Annotated in this window: 19 protein-coding genes and 1 tRNA gene; 12 read left to right on the forward strand and 8 right to left on the reverse strand. The window is 66.9% G+C overall.

Annotation, left to right across the window (positions count from 1 at the left end):
* Positions 1–61: 61 nt before the first annotated feature.
* The 4 genes from MHZ35_RS13840 (at position 62) to MHZ35_RS13855 (ending at position 1,834) form a co-directional block, all read left to right on the forward strand.
* The gene (locus MHZ35_RS13840) at positions 62–901 is read left to right on the forward strand and encodes a DNA adenine methylase (protein ID WP_239436188.1); all 840 of its coding nucleotides are present in this window, start codon (positions 62–64) and stop codon (positions 899–901) included.
* Between the two features lie 147 nt (positions 902–1,048).
* Positions 1,049–1,318: a hypothetical protein gene (locus MHZ35_RS13845; protein ID WP_239436189.1), complete on the forward strand. Its 270-nt coding sequence runs from the start codon at positions 1,049–1,051 to the stop codon at positions 1,316–1,318.
* Positions 1,319–1,362: 44 nt separating this feature from the next.
* Entirely contained in the window at positions 1,363–1,596 is a 234-nt protein-coding gene (locus tag MHZ35_RS13850) for a YozE family protein (protein WP_239436190.1), read from the forward strand.
* Entirely contained in the window at positions 1,586–1,834 is a 249-nt protein-coding gene (locus MHZ35_RS13855; RefSeq protein WP_239436191.1) for a hypothetical protein, read from the forward strand. Before MHZ35_RS13850 ends, MHZ35_RS13855 begins: the two co-directional genes overlap by 11 nt.
* Positions 1,835–1,855: 21 nt before the next feature.
* Here MHZ35_RS13855 and MHZ35_RS13860 read toward each other — a convergent pair whose 3' ends face one another.
* Complete coding sequence (locus MHZ35_RS13860; protein ID WP_239436192.1) at positions 1,856–2,479, reverse strand: SOS response-associated peptidase family protein; 624 nt, start codon at positions 2,477–2,479, stop codon at positions 1,856–1,858.
* Positions 2,480–4,351: 1,872 nt separating this feature from the next.
* On the opposite strand from MHZ35_RS13860, the gene MHZ35_RS13865 reads away from it, so the two are divergent.
* The 8 genes from MHZ35_RS13865 to MHZ35_RS13900 all read left to right on the forward strand — a co-directional run bounded on the left by MHZ35_RS13865 (position 4,352) and on the right by MHZ35_RS13900 (position 8,276).
* Positions 4,352–5,092, forward strand: a complete 741-nt coding sequence (locus tag MHZ35_RS13865) for a TIGR04255 family protein (protein ID WP_239436193.1) — start codon at positions 4,352–4,354, stop codon at positions 5,090–5,092.
* A 1-nt stretch (position 5,093) separates the two neighbouring features.
* Positions 5,094–5,372, forward strand: a complete 279-nt coding sequence (locus MHZ35_RS13870) for a hypothetical protein (RefSeq protein ID WP_239436194.1) — start codon at positions 5,094–5,096, stop codon at positions 5,370–5,372.
* A gap of 1 nt (position 5,373) precedes the next feature.
* Positions 5,374–5,991 (forward strand): hypothetical protein, encoded by a 618-nt coding sequence (locus tag MHZ35_RS13875; protein ID WP_239436195.1) that lies wholly within the window; start codon positions 5,374–5,376, stop codon positions 5,989–5,991.
* Positions 5,992–6,122: 131 nt separating this feature from the next.
* Positions 6,123–6,198, forward strand: a tRNA-Val gene (locus MHZ35_RS13880).
* Between the two features lie 82 nt (positions 6,199–6,280).
* Entirely contained in the window at positions 6,281–6,457 is a 177-nt protein-coding gene (locus tag MHZ35_RS13885) for a hypothetical protein (protein WP_165284571.1), read from the forward strand.
* Between the two features lie 76 nt (positions 6,458–6,533).
* Positions 6,534–7,331 (forward strand): SDR family NAD(P)-dependent oxidoreductase, encoded by a 798-nt coding sequence (locus MHZ35_RS13890; protein WP_239436196.1) that lies wholly within the window; start codon positions 6,534–6,536, stop codon positions 7,329–7,331.
* A gap of 13 nt (positions 7,332–7,344) precedes the next feature.
* Positions 7,345–7,890, forward strand: a complete 546-nt coding sequence (locus tag MHZ35_RS13895) for a hypothetical protein (protein ID WP_239436197.1) — start codon at positions 7,345–7,347, stop codon at positions 7,888–7,890.
* 80 nt (positions 7,891–7,970) lie between these two features.
* Positions 7,971–8,276 carry a hypothetical protein gene (locus tag MHZ35_RS13900; RefSeq protein WP_239436198.1) on the forward strand — a complete coding sequence of 102 codons (306 nt, stop codon included), beginning with the start codon at positions 7,971–7,973 and terminating at the stop codon, positions 8,274–8,276.
* 132 nt (positions 8,277–8,408) lie between these two features.
* Here MHZ35_RS13900 and MHZ35_RS13905 read toward each other — a convergent pair whose 3' ends face one another.
* From MHZ35_RS13905 to MHZ35_RS13935, 7 genes are all read right to left on the reverse strand, one after another.
* Positions 8,409–8,837 (reverse strand): hypothetical protein, encoded by a 429-nt coding sequence (locus tag MHZ35_RS13905; protein ID WP_239436199.1) that lies wholly within the window; start codon positions 8,835–8,837, stop codon positions 8,409–8,411.
* 205 nt (positions 8,838–9,042) lie between these two features.
* Positions 9,043–10,365 carry a c-type cytochrome gene (locus tag MHZ35_RS13910; RefSeq protein ID WP_239436200.1) on the reverse strand — a complete coding sequence of 441 codons (1,323 nt, stop codon included), beginning with the start codon at positions 10,363–10,365 and terminating at the stop codon, positions 9,043–9,045.
* A complete protein-coding gene (locus tag MHZ35_RS13915) occupies positions 10,362–12,701 on the reverse strand; it encodes a xanthine dehydrogenase family protein molybdopterin-binding subunit (RefSeq protein ID WP_239436201.1) in 2,340 nt (779 codons plus the stop codon). The genes MHZ35_RS13910 and MHZ35_RS13915 overlap by 4 nt, the downstream gene beginning before the upstream one ends.
* The gene (locus tag MHZ35_RS13920) at positions 12,701–13,168 is read right to left on the reverse strand and encodes a (2Fe-2S)-binding protein (RefSeq protein WP_125961247.1); all 468 of its coding nucleotides are present in this window, start codon (positions 13,166–13,168) and stop codon (positions 12,701–12,703) included. The genes MHZ35_RS13915 and MHZ35_RS13920 overlap by 1 nt, the downstream gene beginning before the upstream one ends.
* Positions 13,169–13,255: 87 nt before the next feature.
* Positions 13,256–13,753, reverse strand: a complete 498-nt coding sequence (locus MHZ35_RS13925) for a YciE/YciF ferroxidase family protein (protein WP_125961343.1) — start codon at positions 13,751–13,753, stop codon at positions 13,256–13,258.
* A gap of 99 nt (positions 13,754–13,852) precedes the next feature.
* Entirely contained in the window at positions 13,853–15,529 is a 1,677-nt protein-coding gene (locus MHZ35_RS13930) for a sulfatase-like hydrolase/transferase (protein WP_239436202.1), read from the reverse strand.
* Positions 15,530–15,661: 132 nt separating this feature from the next.
* On the reverse strand, positions 15,662–16,186 hold a 525-nt coding region (locus MHZ35_RS13935), incomplete at its 5' end, for an integrase core domain-containing protein (RefSeq protein ID WP_239436203.1).

Below are 16,186 nucleotides of genomic sequence, written 5' to 3' on the forward strand. Positions count from 1 at the left end.
TCGGCCGTCCCGCACCCGGCATGTCGCCGGGCGGGCACCCCATAGAGCGAGCTTTTTACCCGTGTATCCAACAATCGTACGTCCCGTCGCGCCTGCAGCCGGTTACATCGGCGGCAAGCGCAATCTTGCGTCTCGGCTGACCGCGATCATCGCCCAGGTCGAGCATGACGGCTATGCAGAGCCCTTCGTCGGCATGGGTGGCATCTTCCTGCGCCGCCGATCGCGGCCGAAGGTAGAGATCATCAACGACGTATCGGGCGACGTCGCCACGTTCTTCCGGGTGCTGCAGCGGCACTATCCCTACTTCATCGACATGCTGCGCTTCCGCGTGGCGAGCCGCAACGAGTTCGAGCGGCTGAAAGCGCAGGCGCCCGAGACGCTGACCGACCTGGAACGCGCCGCGCGGTTCCTCTACCTCCAGCGCCTGGCGTTCGGCGGCAAGGTGAACGGTCGGCACTTCGGCGTCGATCGGACGCAGGGTGCCCGTTTCAACGTCACCAAGCTGGAGCCGATGCTGGCGGACATTCACGAGCGCCTGGCCGGCGTCGTGATCGAGCAGCTGGGCTACGCCGAGTTCATCCGCCGATATGACCGTGCCGGCATGCTGTTCTACCTCGATCCGCCATATTGGGGGTGCGAGGACGATTACGGCCAGGACGTGTTCGGTCGGGCCGACTTCGCGGCGCTCGCGGACCAGCTCGCCAGCATCAAGGGCAAGTTCCTGCTGTCGATCAACGACACGCCCGGCGCTCGCGAGGTGTTCGGGCGTTTCCACCAGGTGCAGCTGCCGGTGACCTATACGGTTGCCGCCGGGGCCGCGAAACATGTCAGCGAGTTGGTGGTGGCGAACTTCGATGCCACCCGGCTATGCTCGCGGCGTGAGGCGGCCAACAACAACTGAGCTGGAGGCGGCGACGATCGGGGTGCTGATCGTCGCCGCCCTCGTGTTCGCGTTGTCCGCATATCTCTGAGCGGACGGTCGCGGCGCGATCGGCAGTTGCAATGTTGGATTCCGCCCGCTGTAAGCCTGTCGATGGGACGGGTTGTCGTGAAGGATCTATCGGACATGCTGCGGCACGACGCGCATGTGCGTGTGCGCTGCGGCCACTACCGCTGCCGGAACGAGACGATCATGCGCGTGGCCCCGCTGGTTGCGCTGTTCCGGAAGAAGCGGTGGAACACCGACCTGACGATCGCCGGCTACCGGCTCCGGTGTAGCCGCTGCGGCAGACGCGGCGCGCATCTGGAGATGGCGCCCGCCAGCGCAGCCCCGCACCTCGACCCGCCCCGCCACTTGCGGGCAGATTGTGGAACATAACCGGAACATGCTAAGCGCGCCTGCGTAAGGATAGCAGGAGTCGCATGGTGCAGACTGATCGTTACGGGGAGCCGCGCCCGAGCTTCGCGGCATGGTTGCTGATGCAACGGGATCGAGGCGATTGGATCGACCGCATCGCCGAACAGGCGCGCGCCGACCGCGCCTTTCCGCGCGAGGGCGATGCCGACCAGGTGCGGGCGCATCTGAACAAGCTGCAGGCGGATGGCGACGCCTTCGCCGCGATCGACGATGCCGAGGTCGACTACCATGCGTACTGACCGCAATTGGATAGCGCCACTGGGGCGCGAGCGGATGCTGCCGGCGGATCCACGCGAAGCGTTGCTAACCGTGGCGGCCGAGCGGAACGAGACGCTGGCCGCCTTGTCGCGCCTGATCGGCCGCAGCGCCGGCTACCTGTCGGGGTACGTCAAGCGCCAGTCCCCTGCAGCGCTGCCCGACGCCGACCGCCGGCTGCTGGGCAAGTACCTGGGGATCGACGACAGCCTGCTGGCCTGATCCGCGACGAGGGTTGCGCGGTCAGCGCGCGCCCGTACGGGTTGGGAACACCGGGCCGCGGACGGTCATATCCGCCGCGGGGTATGGCCGCTGGAGCGAGACGATGTCGTCATAGCTGCCGGTCAGCCACCGTTCGTGATCGTCAGGCTGCAGCACAGTGATCATCGCCTTCGGGTGGATCGGCGCGACCAGCTCGTTGGGATCGCAGGTCACCATCGTAAAGCCGGCGCCCTTCGCCGTTTCCTGCCAGAAGCCGGCAACGGCGAAGATCGGTTGTGACGGGACGGCGAACCACATCTCGCCTTTGATCCCGTGTTCGGGATCCTTGTCCGGCGTCCACTCGCAAAACTCGGTAAGCGGGACCAGGCAGCGGTTGCGAGGCTCGGCCGCGAGGCGGCGCCACTGAGCCAGGCCGAGCTGGCGGACGTTAGTCATCGGCCACTTGGCCTGGCCGCCAAGCACATCCCAGCTCATCACGTCGACGCCGCGTCGACCCTCACGATCGCGCACGACATAGGCGCGGCCACGCGGCACCAGCTCCGCCGGGTTGAAGCGATTGTCCATCGGCCGATCGGCAAGCCAGTCGGCACCGAAGTGCGTGCGGATCGTCTCGGGTTCGCCAAGCATGCGGGCACGGTTACACATAGATCGAGCGTAGCAGCGCTGCCTCGGATGTCGACCGGCCATCGGAAGTTGCGGCCCCGGCCGGAAAGGCGATCAAGCCCGCCCGCCGTACGGGCCTCTAAGGCCGCCTAGGAGGCCCGCTCAGCACCTCCCGCGGCAAAGGCTAGGAAAGTCACGCGTGGCGCGGGGCGACGCTCTGTGCGCCTTCCCTCCCCGCCCGTCGTCGCGTCGCGCGCCTCGACCCTGCGACCCCAGAGAACGCGCTTTCCACCCCGCCTCGCCCGCGAGCTTTTTGTGGCGCTTTCGATGCAGTCTTAGTTCTAAGCCGAGCTGGCCTAAGTTCTGGGCTGGCCGCGGCAATCTGGTGTCGGCGTCGTGATGCGTTTTGATGCCGCGACTGCGCTTCCGCGCGAGTATGCGGGTGCATCCAAGTCTGACCGGCCATGCCAGGTGCGTGACCATGCTTCGTAGGGCAGGCGAGCCGGCATACATGGGTCGGAGCGGTACAGGACGTGTTCGCTGGCGGCTCAATCAGCGAGGATGGCGCGCCGGCGCCTAGCCACCCTTTGGGTACTGTCCTAGCGCCGCGTCGATCATAGCGGTCCAGGCAACAACCGCGTCAGGACTCGCGGCCTCGCCAGCCGAACGTAGGTGATCACCGAGTGGCCTTAACGTCCAGATCGCAACGCGCGCAGCCTCGAACAAACGTTGCCGTGTTTCGTCAGAGGCCAAGTGCCAAGGAACATGGGACGGCTCCAACCGTCCGGCCCATCGCTCTGGCATAATCTCGTACAGCGCCTTCGCGACTTTATAGATAGCTGTCCCAGGCTCTACCATCACTTTACCTCCAACCGTCGGAGGGGTTATCGCCTTGCCGCAAAGTAGCTGCAAGCCCGGCGGAGTTTCCTCCGCCGGGTGCAGTCAGCGCCAGAAGATGACGATCAGAGCGATGGCGTGCGCCAGCGCCGCGACGTTGCACTTCACGGCCACATCGACCGCAATCGTGTACTGGTGTTTCATGGTGAAACTCCCAGTCCACGGCGCGCCGCAGACCAAGAGGTTGCGGTGTTGGCCCCGGACGAACGGAAAGCCCCCGTTCACCGGATGACGGGCCCACCATCACCAACCCGGGTTGGTTCAAGCAGTCGCTGGGTGGACTCCGCCGGGGCAGCTAAGGCGAGGTGGGCCTTATCCCATCCGGGGGGCTCCTCGCGGCCGCACCTTTGGCCACAGCTTGTGGGCCGGGCGCCTCAACCGAGTCCATCGGAGCGACGCTGCGACCGCACTCGATCGTAGCGCGCAACTGGTTACGCGAGCAAGCTACCCTGAAGGCTGCAGTACCCGACCGCCGCCGTCACGCTCAAGGGCCGGCGCGCTTCGCAGGGGAGAGGGGCTGGGAAACCCCAATATTCCCAACTGGTCGTCGCGATGGCGGGTCAAGTCTTTGGTTTAACCGGCTTATCCCTGTTGGTGCGAACACCAATATTTCCCCAACATCCGAACCGGAAAATTCCAATATCATTGAAATCGTTATCTTTTTTCATGTTCAAGTATTGGGGTACGCGACCCCAACCCTGTTGGGGCGATATTGGGTCATTATTGGGGCGCAAACCCGCAGAAAACTGCGGATATTGGGGTTGTTGGGGTTTTCCCGAACCCTCCCCCAGCCTGAGAGCCCACGCCCATGCGGGCCGCTATGCGAGCACTCCGCGCCGTCACTCACCGTCGGCACTCGCGTATCTCTAATCCCGCACTACCCTTCCCGCCCGTTCCCAGGTACAACGGTCTAGGCACACGCCCTTGCGTTATTCTAACCGGCGCCGTAGGCGCTCGCTGCGTCAGCTTCCGGTAGGCTGGCGGAATACCGATGCCAGCTCTGCGGTGGGGACATGGATGGACGCGGCTGAAATCCGGTTAGTCAAAGACGGAATCCAAGAAGCGGTTTGCGAACTGCGCTTCGAGACGCAGAACTCCCCAGAGATCACGATCGGTCGTTTGACCGATGCTCCTGTCTGGCGAGGCTACTCCCAAACCCGCCTGCCTACCGCTGACGTTCCCGAGCAGTTACGCAAGGCTGAGGAGAGCTTCCGCTTTGCTCCCAGCTATCAGCTCGTAAGCCCAAACGAGGCCTCCGAATTTGTTCGGGTCGGTCCGAATGTGGTCTCCTGCCATAGGCTTGCTCCCTATCCTGGTTGGGAGACATTTGGACCTGAGATTTGGCGGACGATTGAGGCCCTCTACGCGACCGTGCGGGATGCCCGCATTACTCGCGTTGGGTTCAGGTACGTCAATGCGCTGTCCGAGGCTGCTCATTTCATTCGAGGTGCCAGCGACCTGAATGTCTCGGTCACGGCCGGCGATAATGACGTGGGTGCCGAGTTCGTCCTTGTTTATTCGAGGGAACTCGAGAGCCGTCACACTGTTCAAGTTTCGTTAGCTACTCCGAAGTTCGTTCAGGTTGCCGACGGATCGGGTTTCGACGTCTTGATCGATATCGATGTCTCGACTCCAGCAGGCTTCTCGATCACGGGTTTGGAGGAGGCACGAGGTTGGATCGAGCTTGCGCATACCTACTTGAAGCAAGAATTTTTTAGGCTTATCCCCACAACCGTGGTAGACAAGCTAAGAGGCTAACATGCTGTCCATATCGTCCTATCACACCGCCATTATGCAAACCGGAGCTGCGATGTTTTGCATCGCTGCACCCGTTTCGGCGTCGGCGTTTGTGCCGCTCCCAGCTGCACCTGCCGCTCCTATGGTTACCCATGTGCCGTTGCGTGCGGTGAACGATAACCTGAACGCCACTCGCACCGAGGTGGGCGTTCAGCCGTTCGATCATGTGCACAATGAAGCGCTCTTCAATGCCCTGATGTGTTCCTCGACCGAGGTCAGCGGCCCGATCCACATCGACTGAAGTGAGCAATGTCGAGGGGGGCGATATTAGCCCGGCTGATATCGCACCTCTAGATGTAGCTGCTCTCGCATCGGAGTGTGAAGCCTGCATCCCCCATACCAAGAGTGGGGAGTTTTACGGCCCGGTCGGTGAGCTATCTTTCGGCACGGGGCTGATAGTCGCAAACCTACCCTACCCGGTCTATCTTCCCGACCGAGGAGCCTATGGCACTCGGCTCGGCAACGCACTCATTTTAACCCATGAATGCGATATCGACCCTGATAATATCAGGCCTTTCAACAGCAATGTGCTAGTGGCGCCGATTATCGGGCTAAATCAGTACGTGAACAGCGTAGCTGGAATACACAGCCAGAGCGAAACTAGGTCTCTGATGCTGAACGTGGCATCTGGAAACACCACGCGATTAGTTTTCCTACCTCGGTACGGCGACTCAAGCTGCCCGTTATATTACGGCGGCCTCGTTGATCTGAACTTCCTAGCCAGCTGTGGCGTCCAGGCCCTTACACAATCGGATAAGCTGTGCTTCCTATCAGGGGCTGCGATCGGGATGGTTGACGTGGCCCTACAGAACCACCTCATGCGCCCGAAGGCTGAGACACCGCCCCTCCCGCTGATGTAGCGGCGCCTGCGCAGGTCGGGAATAGGTCGGGACTCTCATGTCCGCACGTTTCCCCTCCGTTCCCCTCAGATCCGCTAAATGCCCTATTGCAGCGGCCGGAAATGGCGCTATTCCGCGGTTCTCTCGAGAGAGGGCGCTTAGCTCAGTTGGTAGAGCATCTCGTTTACACCGAGAGGGTCGGCGGTTCGAGCCCGTCAGCGCCCACCATGCGCCCATCCGGCGCATCCCCGGACCTCCCCGCGCCGCCGCCCCGCTTGGCCGCGCTCTTCCCTCCCGCTATGCCCGGCGCATGATCGCGGTCGGATGCCTGTCGCTCGTCGTGCTGCCGCTGCTCGGGCTGGTGCTCGGCGGCCTCGTCGCCGGGCCGGATGGCGCGACCTGGGGAGCCGTCGCGGGGCTGGTCGTGGCGATCGCGATCAGCGGCGTCATGGGCTATGCGCTGGTGAAGATCGGCCGCCGCCGCTAGCATCCGCCGACGAGGTGCGCAGCCTTTCGCCCCCTCGCCCGTTCCTGGATGCGCCCCGCATCAAGGAAGCCGCCCGATGACAGACACCGCCCCCCGCCCCTTCGCCGTCGTGACCGGCGGCTCCAACGGCATCGGCCTGGAGCTCGCCCGCCAGTTCGGCGAGAATGGCTACGACCTGCTGATCGCCGCCCAGGACGAGGCCCATCTGCACGCCGCCGCGGCCGAACTCGCCGGCACCGGTGCGCGGGTCGACGTCCACGCCGGCGATCTCGGCCAGGAACAGGCGGTCGACGCCCTCTTTCGCGCCATCGTCGCCACCGGCCGCCCGGTCGACGTGCTGTGCGTCAACGCCGGCATTGGCCTGGGCGGCCCGTTCGTGGAGACCGACCTCCAGACCGAGCTCCAGATGATCGACCTCAACGTCCGCGGCGCGGTGCAGCTCACCAAGCTCGTGCTCAAGGACATGGTCGCGCGCGACAGCGGCAAGCTGCTCTTCACCTCCTCGATCTCCGCGACCATGCCCGATCCGTTCGAGGCGGTGTACGGCGGCACCAAGGTGTTCCTGCGTTGGTTCGGCGAGGCGCTGCGCAACGAGCTGAAGGATACCGGCATCACCGTCACCGTGCTGATGCCGAGCATGACGGAAACCAACTTCTTCCACCGCGCCGACATGGACGACACCCGCGCCGGTCAGGCGAACAAGGACGATCCTGCCGTCGTCGCCAAGGCGGGGTTCGATGCGCTGATGGCCGGCAAGGACAAGGTGCTGCCGACGCTCAAGAACAAGCTGCTCGGCGCGATCGCCGACGCGCTGCCGGACCGGGCCGCCGCACAGGCCCATCGCGGCCTGTCGGAGCCGGGCTCCGCCGGCTGACCGCGGCGCGCCCATGGCCCGCGCCGCCAAGCTCAAGGTGTTCCGCACCCCCATCGGCTTCCACGACGCCTATGTCGCCGCGCCCAGCCAGAAGGCCGCGCTGGAAGCCTGGGGCAGCGACCACGACCTGTTCGCGCGCGGCGTCGCCGAACGGGTCGAGGATCCCGAGCTCACCCGCGAGCCGCTGGCGAACCCCGGCACCGTGATCCGCCGCCTGCGCGGCACCACCGCGGAGCAGATCGCAGCTCTTCCCAAGGACTCGCCCCGCCGCCCGCGCGCGGCGCCGGAGGCGGAAAAACCCGCCCGCAAGGCCAAGCCGAAGCCGAAGCCGAAGCCGAAGCCGGACCGCACGCCGCTGCGGGACGCGGAGCAGGCACTCGCGGACGCAGAAGCCCGCCACGCCGAGGAGCAGGAAGCGCTCGCCCGGCGCGAAGCCGACTTCGCGCGCGAACGCCGCGCGCTGGAAAAGCGCCAGGCGGCCGAGCAGGCACGCCTCGAACGCCTGCGGGACCAGGAACGCGATCGCTACGATCGCGCCATCCGCGATTGGCGCGGCTGACGCGCTTTTCGTCGGACAGCCGGGAACAGCGCCGCCGCCGTGTGGTTGGTCTGCCGAAGATCGAAGTGGAGCGCACATCCGTGACCGACAAGAGAACCGGCATCCCCCTGGATCGCGAGGGCAATTCGGACCAGCAGGCGCAGGGCGTCTCGGGCTTCCGCGGCGAGCGCGGCGGCGATCCCTCGGCCGGGCACCCGGAACAGCGCCGCACCGTGCCGACCGAGGACGGCGCGATCGTGGTGGAGGAAAGCTCCGGCACCAGCTTCGCCGAGGCTCGCGGCACCGGCCAGCGCGCGCCGCAGGCGTCGGAGGCGGGCACGCCCGAGACGGACGCACGCAACCTGCCGCCCGAAGCGCCGGAGGACGATCCCGACCGGATCGCCTGATCGGCGCCGCCGCGGAGAACCCGCAATGCCGGGGAAGGCCTTGCTCTTCCCGGGCGAGTTACCCTTTTCGGCCCCCACCGAACCCCTCGGGCCAGCGCTTCTTCCCGGACGCGCTGGCCTTTTCTTTGTTCGTTACGGGCGCGGCCTTGAAGCATCTCCAGATGCCGGCGCGGTCGCTTGCTGCGCCGCCTGCGCACGCTCCGGGGACCGGCTCGACTGGGAGTAGATCTCCATGCTGAGGAATCCGGCAGCGGCACCGATCATCGCCATCGCGACCTGAACGTCCAACCTGCTGCGGCGCAGGACAGCCTTGCGATGGAAGATCCCATCGATCAGCCGGACGTTTCCTCCGACCGCGGTCAGTGCCGCCAGGCCGAAGAAGATCACGGAGATCCACACCGACCCCGGCGCGCCCTGGAGCAGGCTTCCGATCAGCGTGATGGCCAGTCCCGCTCCGGCCACGCTCACGGTCGCAAGCTGGTCCAGCAATTTGGACTGGAGCTCATAGGCCAGGTCCGGCGACACCTCGGCCGGCCGTTCCTGGCTGACCTCCTCCGCCAATTCTTGATCCGATCGTCGAAGCAAGCGCCGCACCGTCTTCCCCCCAACCGCACGCAGACCGTCTGATCTATGGCCTGGGGTAGTCGATCCGTACAGATGCTGGGCTTCATCCTCGGCAAGGCGAGCCGCGCCCCGCTCGAATGCTGCCTTCACGGCGAAAGGGGGCAGGAACGAGCCCCACCCCCCTGATGCCCGCTTGGCGCCGCTATTCGCCTTCGCGCCGGGCCTTGGCCACGCGCTCGGGCGTCACGGTCGCGGCCTTGCCGCCGAAGTGGCGCAGAACATAGTTGGCCACCGCCGCGATCTCGGCATCGTCATAGGCGCGGCCGAACGAAGGCATCGACGCCCCGCCCTGCGGCGTGCGGATCTCCGAACCATGGAGGATCACCTGGACCAGGTTGGTCGCCTCGGGATCGTTCACCGTCTGCGCCCCGCGCAGCGCGCCATAGGGGCTGTGCGTCCCGGAACCGTCCCAGCCGTGGCAGCTGGCGCAGGCGCCCTCGAAGATGCGCAGGCCGACGGCGTCCGGGCCCACTTCCGCGCGTGCCGGCGCGAACGGCGTGGAGGCGGCCATCAGCGGCGGGTTCGGGTTGACCTTGGACCCCGGCGTGCCGGGCCTGGGCGGAATGGTCTTCAGATACACCGCCATCGCGCGCAGGTCCTGCGGCGTCAGCCGGCTCAGACTCAGGCTCACCGCCTCGCCCATCGATCCGGCCGCAGCCCCGCGGCCCGGCGTGTGCCCGGTCGCCAGATAGCGCGTGATCTCCTCCACCGACCAGCCGCCGATTCCCGTCTCGGGATCGCTGGTGAGGTTGTACGCCTTCCACCCCTGGGTCGTCGCACCCGCGAACTTCTGCCCGCTCTTGAGGCCATACAGCAGGTTGCGCGGCGTGTGGCACTCGGCGCAATGCCCGGCGCCCTCCACCAGATAGGCGCCCCGGTTCCATTCGGCCGACTGGTTCGGGTCCGGCCGCAGCGGCTGCTTGGGCATGAACAGCAGCTTCCACGCCCGCATCAGATAGCGCTGGTTGAACGGGAAGGAGAGCTGGTTGACCGCCACCGCCTGGTTCACCGGCCGCAGCGTGTTGAGGTACGCGCGGATCGCGAGCACGTCGTCGGTGCTCATGTGGGTATAGGCGGTGTAGGGAAACGCCGGATACAGCTGCTGCCCGTCGTTGCGCACGCCGTGGCGTACCGCGCGCACGAACTCGGCATCGCTCCACGCGCCGATGCCGTTCTTGGGATCGGGCGTGATGTTCGACGAATAGATGGTGCCGAACGGCAGCTTGAACGCCAGGCCGCCGGCAAAGGGCTCGCCATTGGGCGTCGAGTGGCAGGCGACGCAGTCGGCCGCGGTGGCGAGGTAGCGCCCCTTCTCCACCAGCGCGCGGCCGGTCGGCTGGGCGGGGCTCGGCGCCACCGCCTCCAGCTTGGCGGGCCAGGCGAAGAAGGCGATCGCAGCCACCAGCAGCAGGCCGGCGACGACCAGCGCGATCAGGCCGAAACGCCTGAGGCGAGAGCCCTTCATGCCGCGCCTCCCGTGTCGCTACCCCAGGCAAGCGCAGCCGCGCCCAGCCCCAGCGCCACCGCGGGCGGCGCGATCACGCGCTTGTGCGCGTCCTTCTCCATCAGCGCCGCGCGGTCGATCGGCAGCCGCCGCAGCCGGATGCCGGTCGCCGCGAAGATCGCATTGGCGAGCGCGGGCGCCGCCGACACGGTGCCCGCCTCGCCCACGCCGCCGGGATCGTCGGTGCTCTGGACGATGTGCACCTCGAACGGCGGCGTCTCGTTGATCCGCAGCTGGCGATAGTCGTTGAAGTTGCTCTGCTCGACCTGGCCTTCCTTGATGGTGATCGCATTGTAGAGCGCCGCCGAAAGGCCGAACAGCACGCCGCCCTCGATCTGCGCCTGGACGCTGTTGGGGTTCACCACCTGCCCGCAGTCGATCACCGCCACCAGCCGGCGCAGCCGCACCTCGCCCGCCGGGGTCACATGCGCCTCGCACACCAATGCCAGATGGCTGCCGAAGCTGTCGTGCAGCGACACGCCGCGGCCGGTACGCGGCGGCAGCGGCTTGCCCCACCCGGCCCGGCGCGCCGCCATCTCCAGCACCCGGTGCGAGCGCGGATTGTCCTTCAGCATCGCCAGCCGATATTCCACCGGATCGCGCCCCACCGAATGCGCGCATTCGTCCAGGAAGCTCTCGACCACATGGACGTTGTGGGCCGGGCCCACGCCGCGCCACCAGTTTACCTTGATCGGCGGGTCGCGCCGGATCCAGTCCACGCGTACCGCCGGGATCGAATAGGGCGTCCGGTCCGCGCCCTCGACCGCGTCGGTATCGAGCGTCCCGTCCGGAAGCCCGGTCGGCAGATAGCTGCCCAGCACCGATCCGCCGGTGATCCGGTCGGTCATCACCTTCACCAGCCCGTCCGGGCCGAGCCCGGCGGCGATGCGGTCGTAATAGGCCGGGCGGAACAGGTCGTGGCGGATGTCCTGCTCGCGCGTCTGCACCACCTTGAGCGGATAGGGCACCTGGCGCGCGAACTGCACCGCCTGGGTGACGCTTTCGGCCACCAGCCGCCGGCCGAAGCCGCCGCCGATCAAGTGGTTGTGCACCATCACCCGCTCGGGCGGGATGCCCAGCACCTTGGCGGCCGCGCCCTGCACCGCGGTCGGCGCCTGGGTGCCGACCCAGATGTCGCAGCCGTCCGGACGCACATGCACCGTGGTGTTCATCGGCTCCATGGTGGCGTGCGCCAGGAAGGGCAGCTCGTACACCGCCTCCACCCGGCTGTGCGCGTCGTCCATCGCCTTGTCGGCGTCGCCCAGCTCGCGGCCCAGGATCGGCTTGCCGTTCTCGGACGCATGCTTCAGGTCGGCGAGGATCCGCTCGCTCGACACCTTCTCGTGGCCCGCGAAGTCCCAGCGCAGTTCCAGCTGCTCCAGCCCCTTCTTGGCCGCCCAGAAATGGTCGGCGACCACCGCCACCGCATTGTCGATGCGCAGCACGTCGACCACGCCCGGCACGCTGCGCGCGCCGCGGTCCTCCATCGACCGGAGCCGGCCGCCTTGGGCGGGGCAGATCTCCATCACCGCCACCTTCATGTCCGGCACCTTCACGTCGATGCCGAACACCGCCGTGCCGTTGACCTTGGACGGCGTGTCCACCCGCTGCAACGATCGGCCGATCAGCTTGAACTGGCCCGACTGCTTGAGCGGCACGTTCTTGGGCACCGGCTGGTTGCGCACCGCCTGCACCAGCGCGCCATACGGCAGCGACTGGCCGTTGGCGCGGCAATAGACGCGGCCCTGGTCGGCAAAGCAGGTGTCGGGCGCAACGTTCCAGCGCTGGGCGGCGGCCGCGATCAACATGGTGCGCGCGGCCGCACCCGCCTGGCGCAGCGGACCCCAGGCGCCGCGGGTGGAGGTCGATCCGCCGGTGGCCTGGCTCTTCAGGATCGGCTGGCTGTAGAGCAGCTCGTTGGGCGGTGCCGGCACCACTTCCACCTGCTCGAGCGTGACTTCCAGCTCCTCGGCCAGCAGCATCGCCTCGCCGGTGTAGATGCCCTGCCCCATCTCGGTCGACGGGATGATGAAGGTGATCTTGCCCTCGGGCGGGATGCGGATGAAGCCGCCCGGCGCAAAGCCGTCGAAGGCGGCGCCGCTTTCCGGCCCGCCGGGCGTGATCGCGCGCAGCGAGGGTTCCTCGCCCTGGCTCTGCGCCGCCGCCTTGCCCGCGCGCGCGAGCACCGCGAACCCGAACATGAACGTGCCCGCCTTCAGGAACCGGCGGCGCGAGGCGACGCTCAGGTCCTCGGGCTCCAGCACGCCATAGGCGGGCCGGCCGATCGGTCCGTGCATCAGACGGTCTCCGCCGGCAGCCCGGCCGCCCGCTTGATGGCGGCGCGGATGCGGGGATAGGTGGCGCAGCGACAGATGTTGCCCGACATGGCCGCATCGATCGCGGCATCGTCCGGCGCCGGGTTGCGCCCCAGCAGCGCCGCTGCCGACATGATCTGGCCCGACTGGCAATAACCGCACTGGACGACCTCGACGCCCAGCCACGCCTCCTGCACCTTGCGGCCGATCTCGGTCTCGCCCACCGCCTCGACGGTGGTGACGGCGCGGTTGCCGACGGCGGAGACCGGCAGCACGCAGCTGCGCGCCGGCTTGCCGTCGACATGCACGGTGCAGGCGCCGCACTGGGCGATGCCGCAGCCGAACTTGGTGCCGGTCAGGCCGACCACGTCGCGCAGCACCCACAGCAGCGGCATGTCGGGCGGCACATCGACCTCCCGGGCCTCGCCATTGATCAGGATCGTCGTCACTCGTGTCTCCGCATCGCGCCGCCTGTTCCGCGGCACGCAATGCGGCGAGCGCTACGCCCGCGCTTCCGCGCCGTGCAACAACCCAGGTCAGCCTTCCTGCAACGCCTCTTGGTTGATCTCGGCGTCGGCGATCGCGGTCAGGTCCTCGTCGGTCTGCGACTCTTCCTGCAGCGTCTCGTCGAGCAGCGCCACGGCGTCCTTCAGGCCGAGCACGCCGGCCCAGCGCTTGAGCGTGCCATAGCGGGTGATCTCGTAATGCTCGACGGCCTGGGCCGCCGCCAGCAGCCCCGCGTCCAGCGCCGGAGTATCCTTATACTCCTCCATGATCTCCTCGCCCTCGGCCAGGATGCCCTCGATCGCGTCGCAGGTCTTGCCGCGCGGGGCCTTGCCGATGATCTCGAACACCTGTTGCAGGCGCTCGATCTGGCCCTCGGTCTGCTCCTTGTGCTTTTCAAAGGCGGCCTTGAGCGCCTCCGACTGCGCCGCCCGCTTCATCTTGGGCAGCGACTTCAGGATCTTGCGCTCGGCGTAGTAGATGTCCTTGAGCGTGTCGTGAAACAGGGTGTCCAGGGTCTTTTGCGCCACGGCTTGGTCCTCCAGCTGGTTCGACTGAAACCGCACGGCCCCGGGAAGGTTCCTGCCCGCCGCGCCGGGCGGTGATCCGCAGGCGAGGCACGGCAACCCTCACTCGATCACCAGCCGGACATCCCAGCTCTGCAGGCCGCTCATGGGCAGGAAACTGCCGTCGTCGCGGCCGATCTCGCGCGCGATGATCGCGTTCAGCTTCGCGTTCAGCGCCTCGATCAGGTCCAGATGCGCATCGCCCTCCGCCGCCAGATTGTGCAGTTCCCCCGGGTCCTCCACCGTGTCGAACAGCTCCAGGTCGTTGTAAGACGTCAGCGCCTCGACCGTCTCCGGGAGGTTGTGCTGCCGGAGCGAGAAGTAGCGCGCGAACTTGTAGCGTCCGTCGTAGAGGCAGCGGATGCCGGATCGTTTGGTCAGGTCCATCGGCACCTTGCCGATGGCCAGCTGCTTCCCTTCTGCGGTCAGCGCGTCACTTCGCCGGATCGCCTGGACTTTCCCGAGGTAATCGCCGTCGGCATAGGTGAACATGCTGAAGCAGTAGAGGCTGTCCGCCCGGATCGCGTCGACGGGCGCGGCTTCCGGTTGGGACAGGAGTGGAGAGAAATCCACGCCCTGCCGCTTGCCCAGGATGGCGTCGCGCTGCTCGGCGGCAAGGCCGGTCAAGGCCAGCAGCGTCGGCGCCACGTCCAGGTGGCAGGTCAGCGCCTCGCATGCCGATCCGCCCGGATAGGCCGGGTGCGCCACGATCATCGGCACGTTGATCTGCTCGCGATACACCGACGATCCCTTGCCATGCATGCCATGCGACCCGCCGAGTTCGCCGTGGTCGGAGGTGAAGACTACGATGGTGCTCTCCGTGAGCCCCAGGCTGTCGAGCTCGTCCAGCACGCGCGCGACGTGGCGGTCGCTGTCGCGGATGCAGTTGAAATAATAATCCTGCAGCTTGCGCCAGCGGCGATCCTCGTCCGCGAAGTCGCCGACCAGCGCCGCGCGGGCGCGCTGATACTCCGCATGCGCCTGCGGACGGCCCGGCTCGTCGAAGCGCTGGTGGCGGCTGGCGGGCAGCGGGACGTCGGCCCACTCCGCCTTGTAGAGCTCGTTCTCGGGCGGCTGCGCCGGGTTCATCGAGACGCCGCCCTCGTTGATCGCGCCCGTCCACTGGACCTGCTCGTCCGGCCGGTCGGTGTCGATGAACATGACGTCGTGCGGATTGACCAGGTTGAGCGCGAGAAACCAGTTGCGCCCCGCCCGGCGCAGCGACTGGCCGGTGCCGCGAAGCCAGTTCACCGTCTGGGCGGCGATGATCTCGTCGTACAGATAGCCGCCCTGCGACCAGCCGATCGCATCGCCGATGCCGTGATAGTCGCTGAACCCGTACCGCTCCATCACCTGGGCGAGCCGGGGTTCGGTGTGGATGCCCCCTTCGAACGCGGCGGTCAGGTGCCATTTGCCCTTGTAGACGGCGTAATAGCCCGCCTGCCGCATCATCGACCCCAGCGTGCCGAGCGCCGGATCGAGGTCGTTGGTCATCCACGGCAGGCCGAAGTTGTCGAACATGCCCGTCACTGGCATGTGCCACCCCGTGTAGAGCACCGAGCGGGAGGACGTGCAGACGTTGGAGCAGTTCTGGTGCCGGTTGAAGCTGGTGCCCGCGCGGATCAGCCGCTCCCGCGCCGGCACGGGGAAGGGATAGCGGCCGAAGTGCCGCTCCTGATCGACCACCACCAGCAGGATGTTGTAGCCGCTGGGAGGGGAGGCGGGCGGATGGATCGTCATGGGCGCTCCGATGCCAGGGGCGCGCTCCCGGCTGGCGGAGCGGCGCCCGGGGAAAGAAGATCCACCGCAACCCGGCGTCTTCCTTCCGCCGCCTCGCCGGTGGTTTTTTGTGTATGACGTGACCCCAGTCTTTCATCCAGCTGCGACCAGAGACCGACCGGTGTTGTTGCGCATGAGCGCAGGTGAAGCAACGGGCGGGGTTAACCCCGCCCGTTGCTGTTCAAGCCCGGCAGCGAATGCGGCCGGGGTAGCGTAGCCGAGCGACGAGTGCGGGCGCTCGGTGTTGTAGTCGTCGACCCAGCGAGCCAGGATCGAGCGAGCCTGACCGATGGTGAAGAACAGCGTCTCATTGAGCAGCTCGTCGCGCATCCGGCCGTTGAAGCTCTCGACGAACCCGTTCTGCGTCGGCTTGCCCGGCGCGATGTAATGCCACTCGACGCCCACGTCGCCGGACCAGGCAAGCACCGCGTTCGAGGTGAGTTCGGTCCCGTTGTCGCTGACGATCATCTTCGGTTTGCCACGCTCGGCGATCAGATCGGTCAACTCGCGCACGACCCGCCGGCCCGAGATCGAGGTGTCCACCACCGCCCGGAGGCACTCGCGCGTCACGTCATCGACGATGTTGAGCACACGGAACCGCCGTCCGGTGACGAACCG

It is taken from the genome of Sphingomonas sp. ACRSK (genome assembly GCF_022346685.1).
Lineage (GTDB): Bacteria > Pseudomonadota > Alphaproteobacteria > Sphingomonadales > Sphingomonadaceae > Sphingomonas > Sphingomonas molluscorum.

Bases quoted from the DNA above. Each gene is read 5' to 3' on its own strand.
- MHZ35_RS13850 (WP_239436190.1), top strand. From the start codon at position 1,363: ATGGTGCAGACTGATCGTTACGGGGAGCCGCGCCCGAGCTTCGCGGCA.
- MHZ35_RS13855 (WP_239436191.1), top strand. From the start codon at position 1,586: ATGCGTACTGACCGCAATTGGATAGCGCCACTGGGGCGCGAGCGGATG.
- MHZ35_RS13860 (WP_239436192.1), bottom strand. From the start codon at position 2,479: ATGTGTAACCGTGCCCGCATGCTTGGCGAACCCGAGACGATCCGCACG.
- MHZ35_RS13865 (WP_239436193.1), top strand. From the start codon at position 4,352: ATGGACGCGGCTGAAATCCGGTTAGTCAAAGACGGAATCCAAGAAGCG.
- MHZ35_RS13870 (WP_239436194.1), top strand. From the start codon at position 5,094: ATGCTGTCCATATCGTCCTATCACACCGCCATTATGCAAACCGGAGCT.
- MHZ35_RS13885 (WP_165284571.1), top strand. From the start codon at position 6,281: ATGATCGCGGTCGGATGCCTGTCGCTCGTCGTGCTGCCGCTGCTCGGG.
- MHZ35_RS13890 (WP_239436196.1), top strand. From the start codon at position 6,534: ATGACAGACACCGCCCCCCGCCCCTTCGCCGTCGTGACCGGCGGCTCC.
- MHZ35_RS13895 (WP_239436197.1), top strand. From the start codon at position 7,345: ATGGCCCGCGCCGCCAAGCTCAAGGTGTTCCGCACCCCCATCGGCTTC.
- MHZ35_RS13910 (WP_239436200.1), bottom strand. From the start codon at position 10,365: ATGAAGGGCTCTCGCCTCAGGCGTTTCGGCCTGATCGCGCTGGTCGTC.
- MHZ35_RS13915 (WP_239436201.1), bottom strand. From the start codon at position 12,701: ATGCACGGACCGATCGGCCGGCCCGCCTATGGCGTGCTGGAGCCCGAG.
- MHZ35_RS13930 (WP_239436202.1), bottom strand. From the start codon at position 15,529: ATGACGATCCATCCGCCCGCCTCCCCTCCCAGCGGCTACAACATCCTG.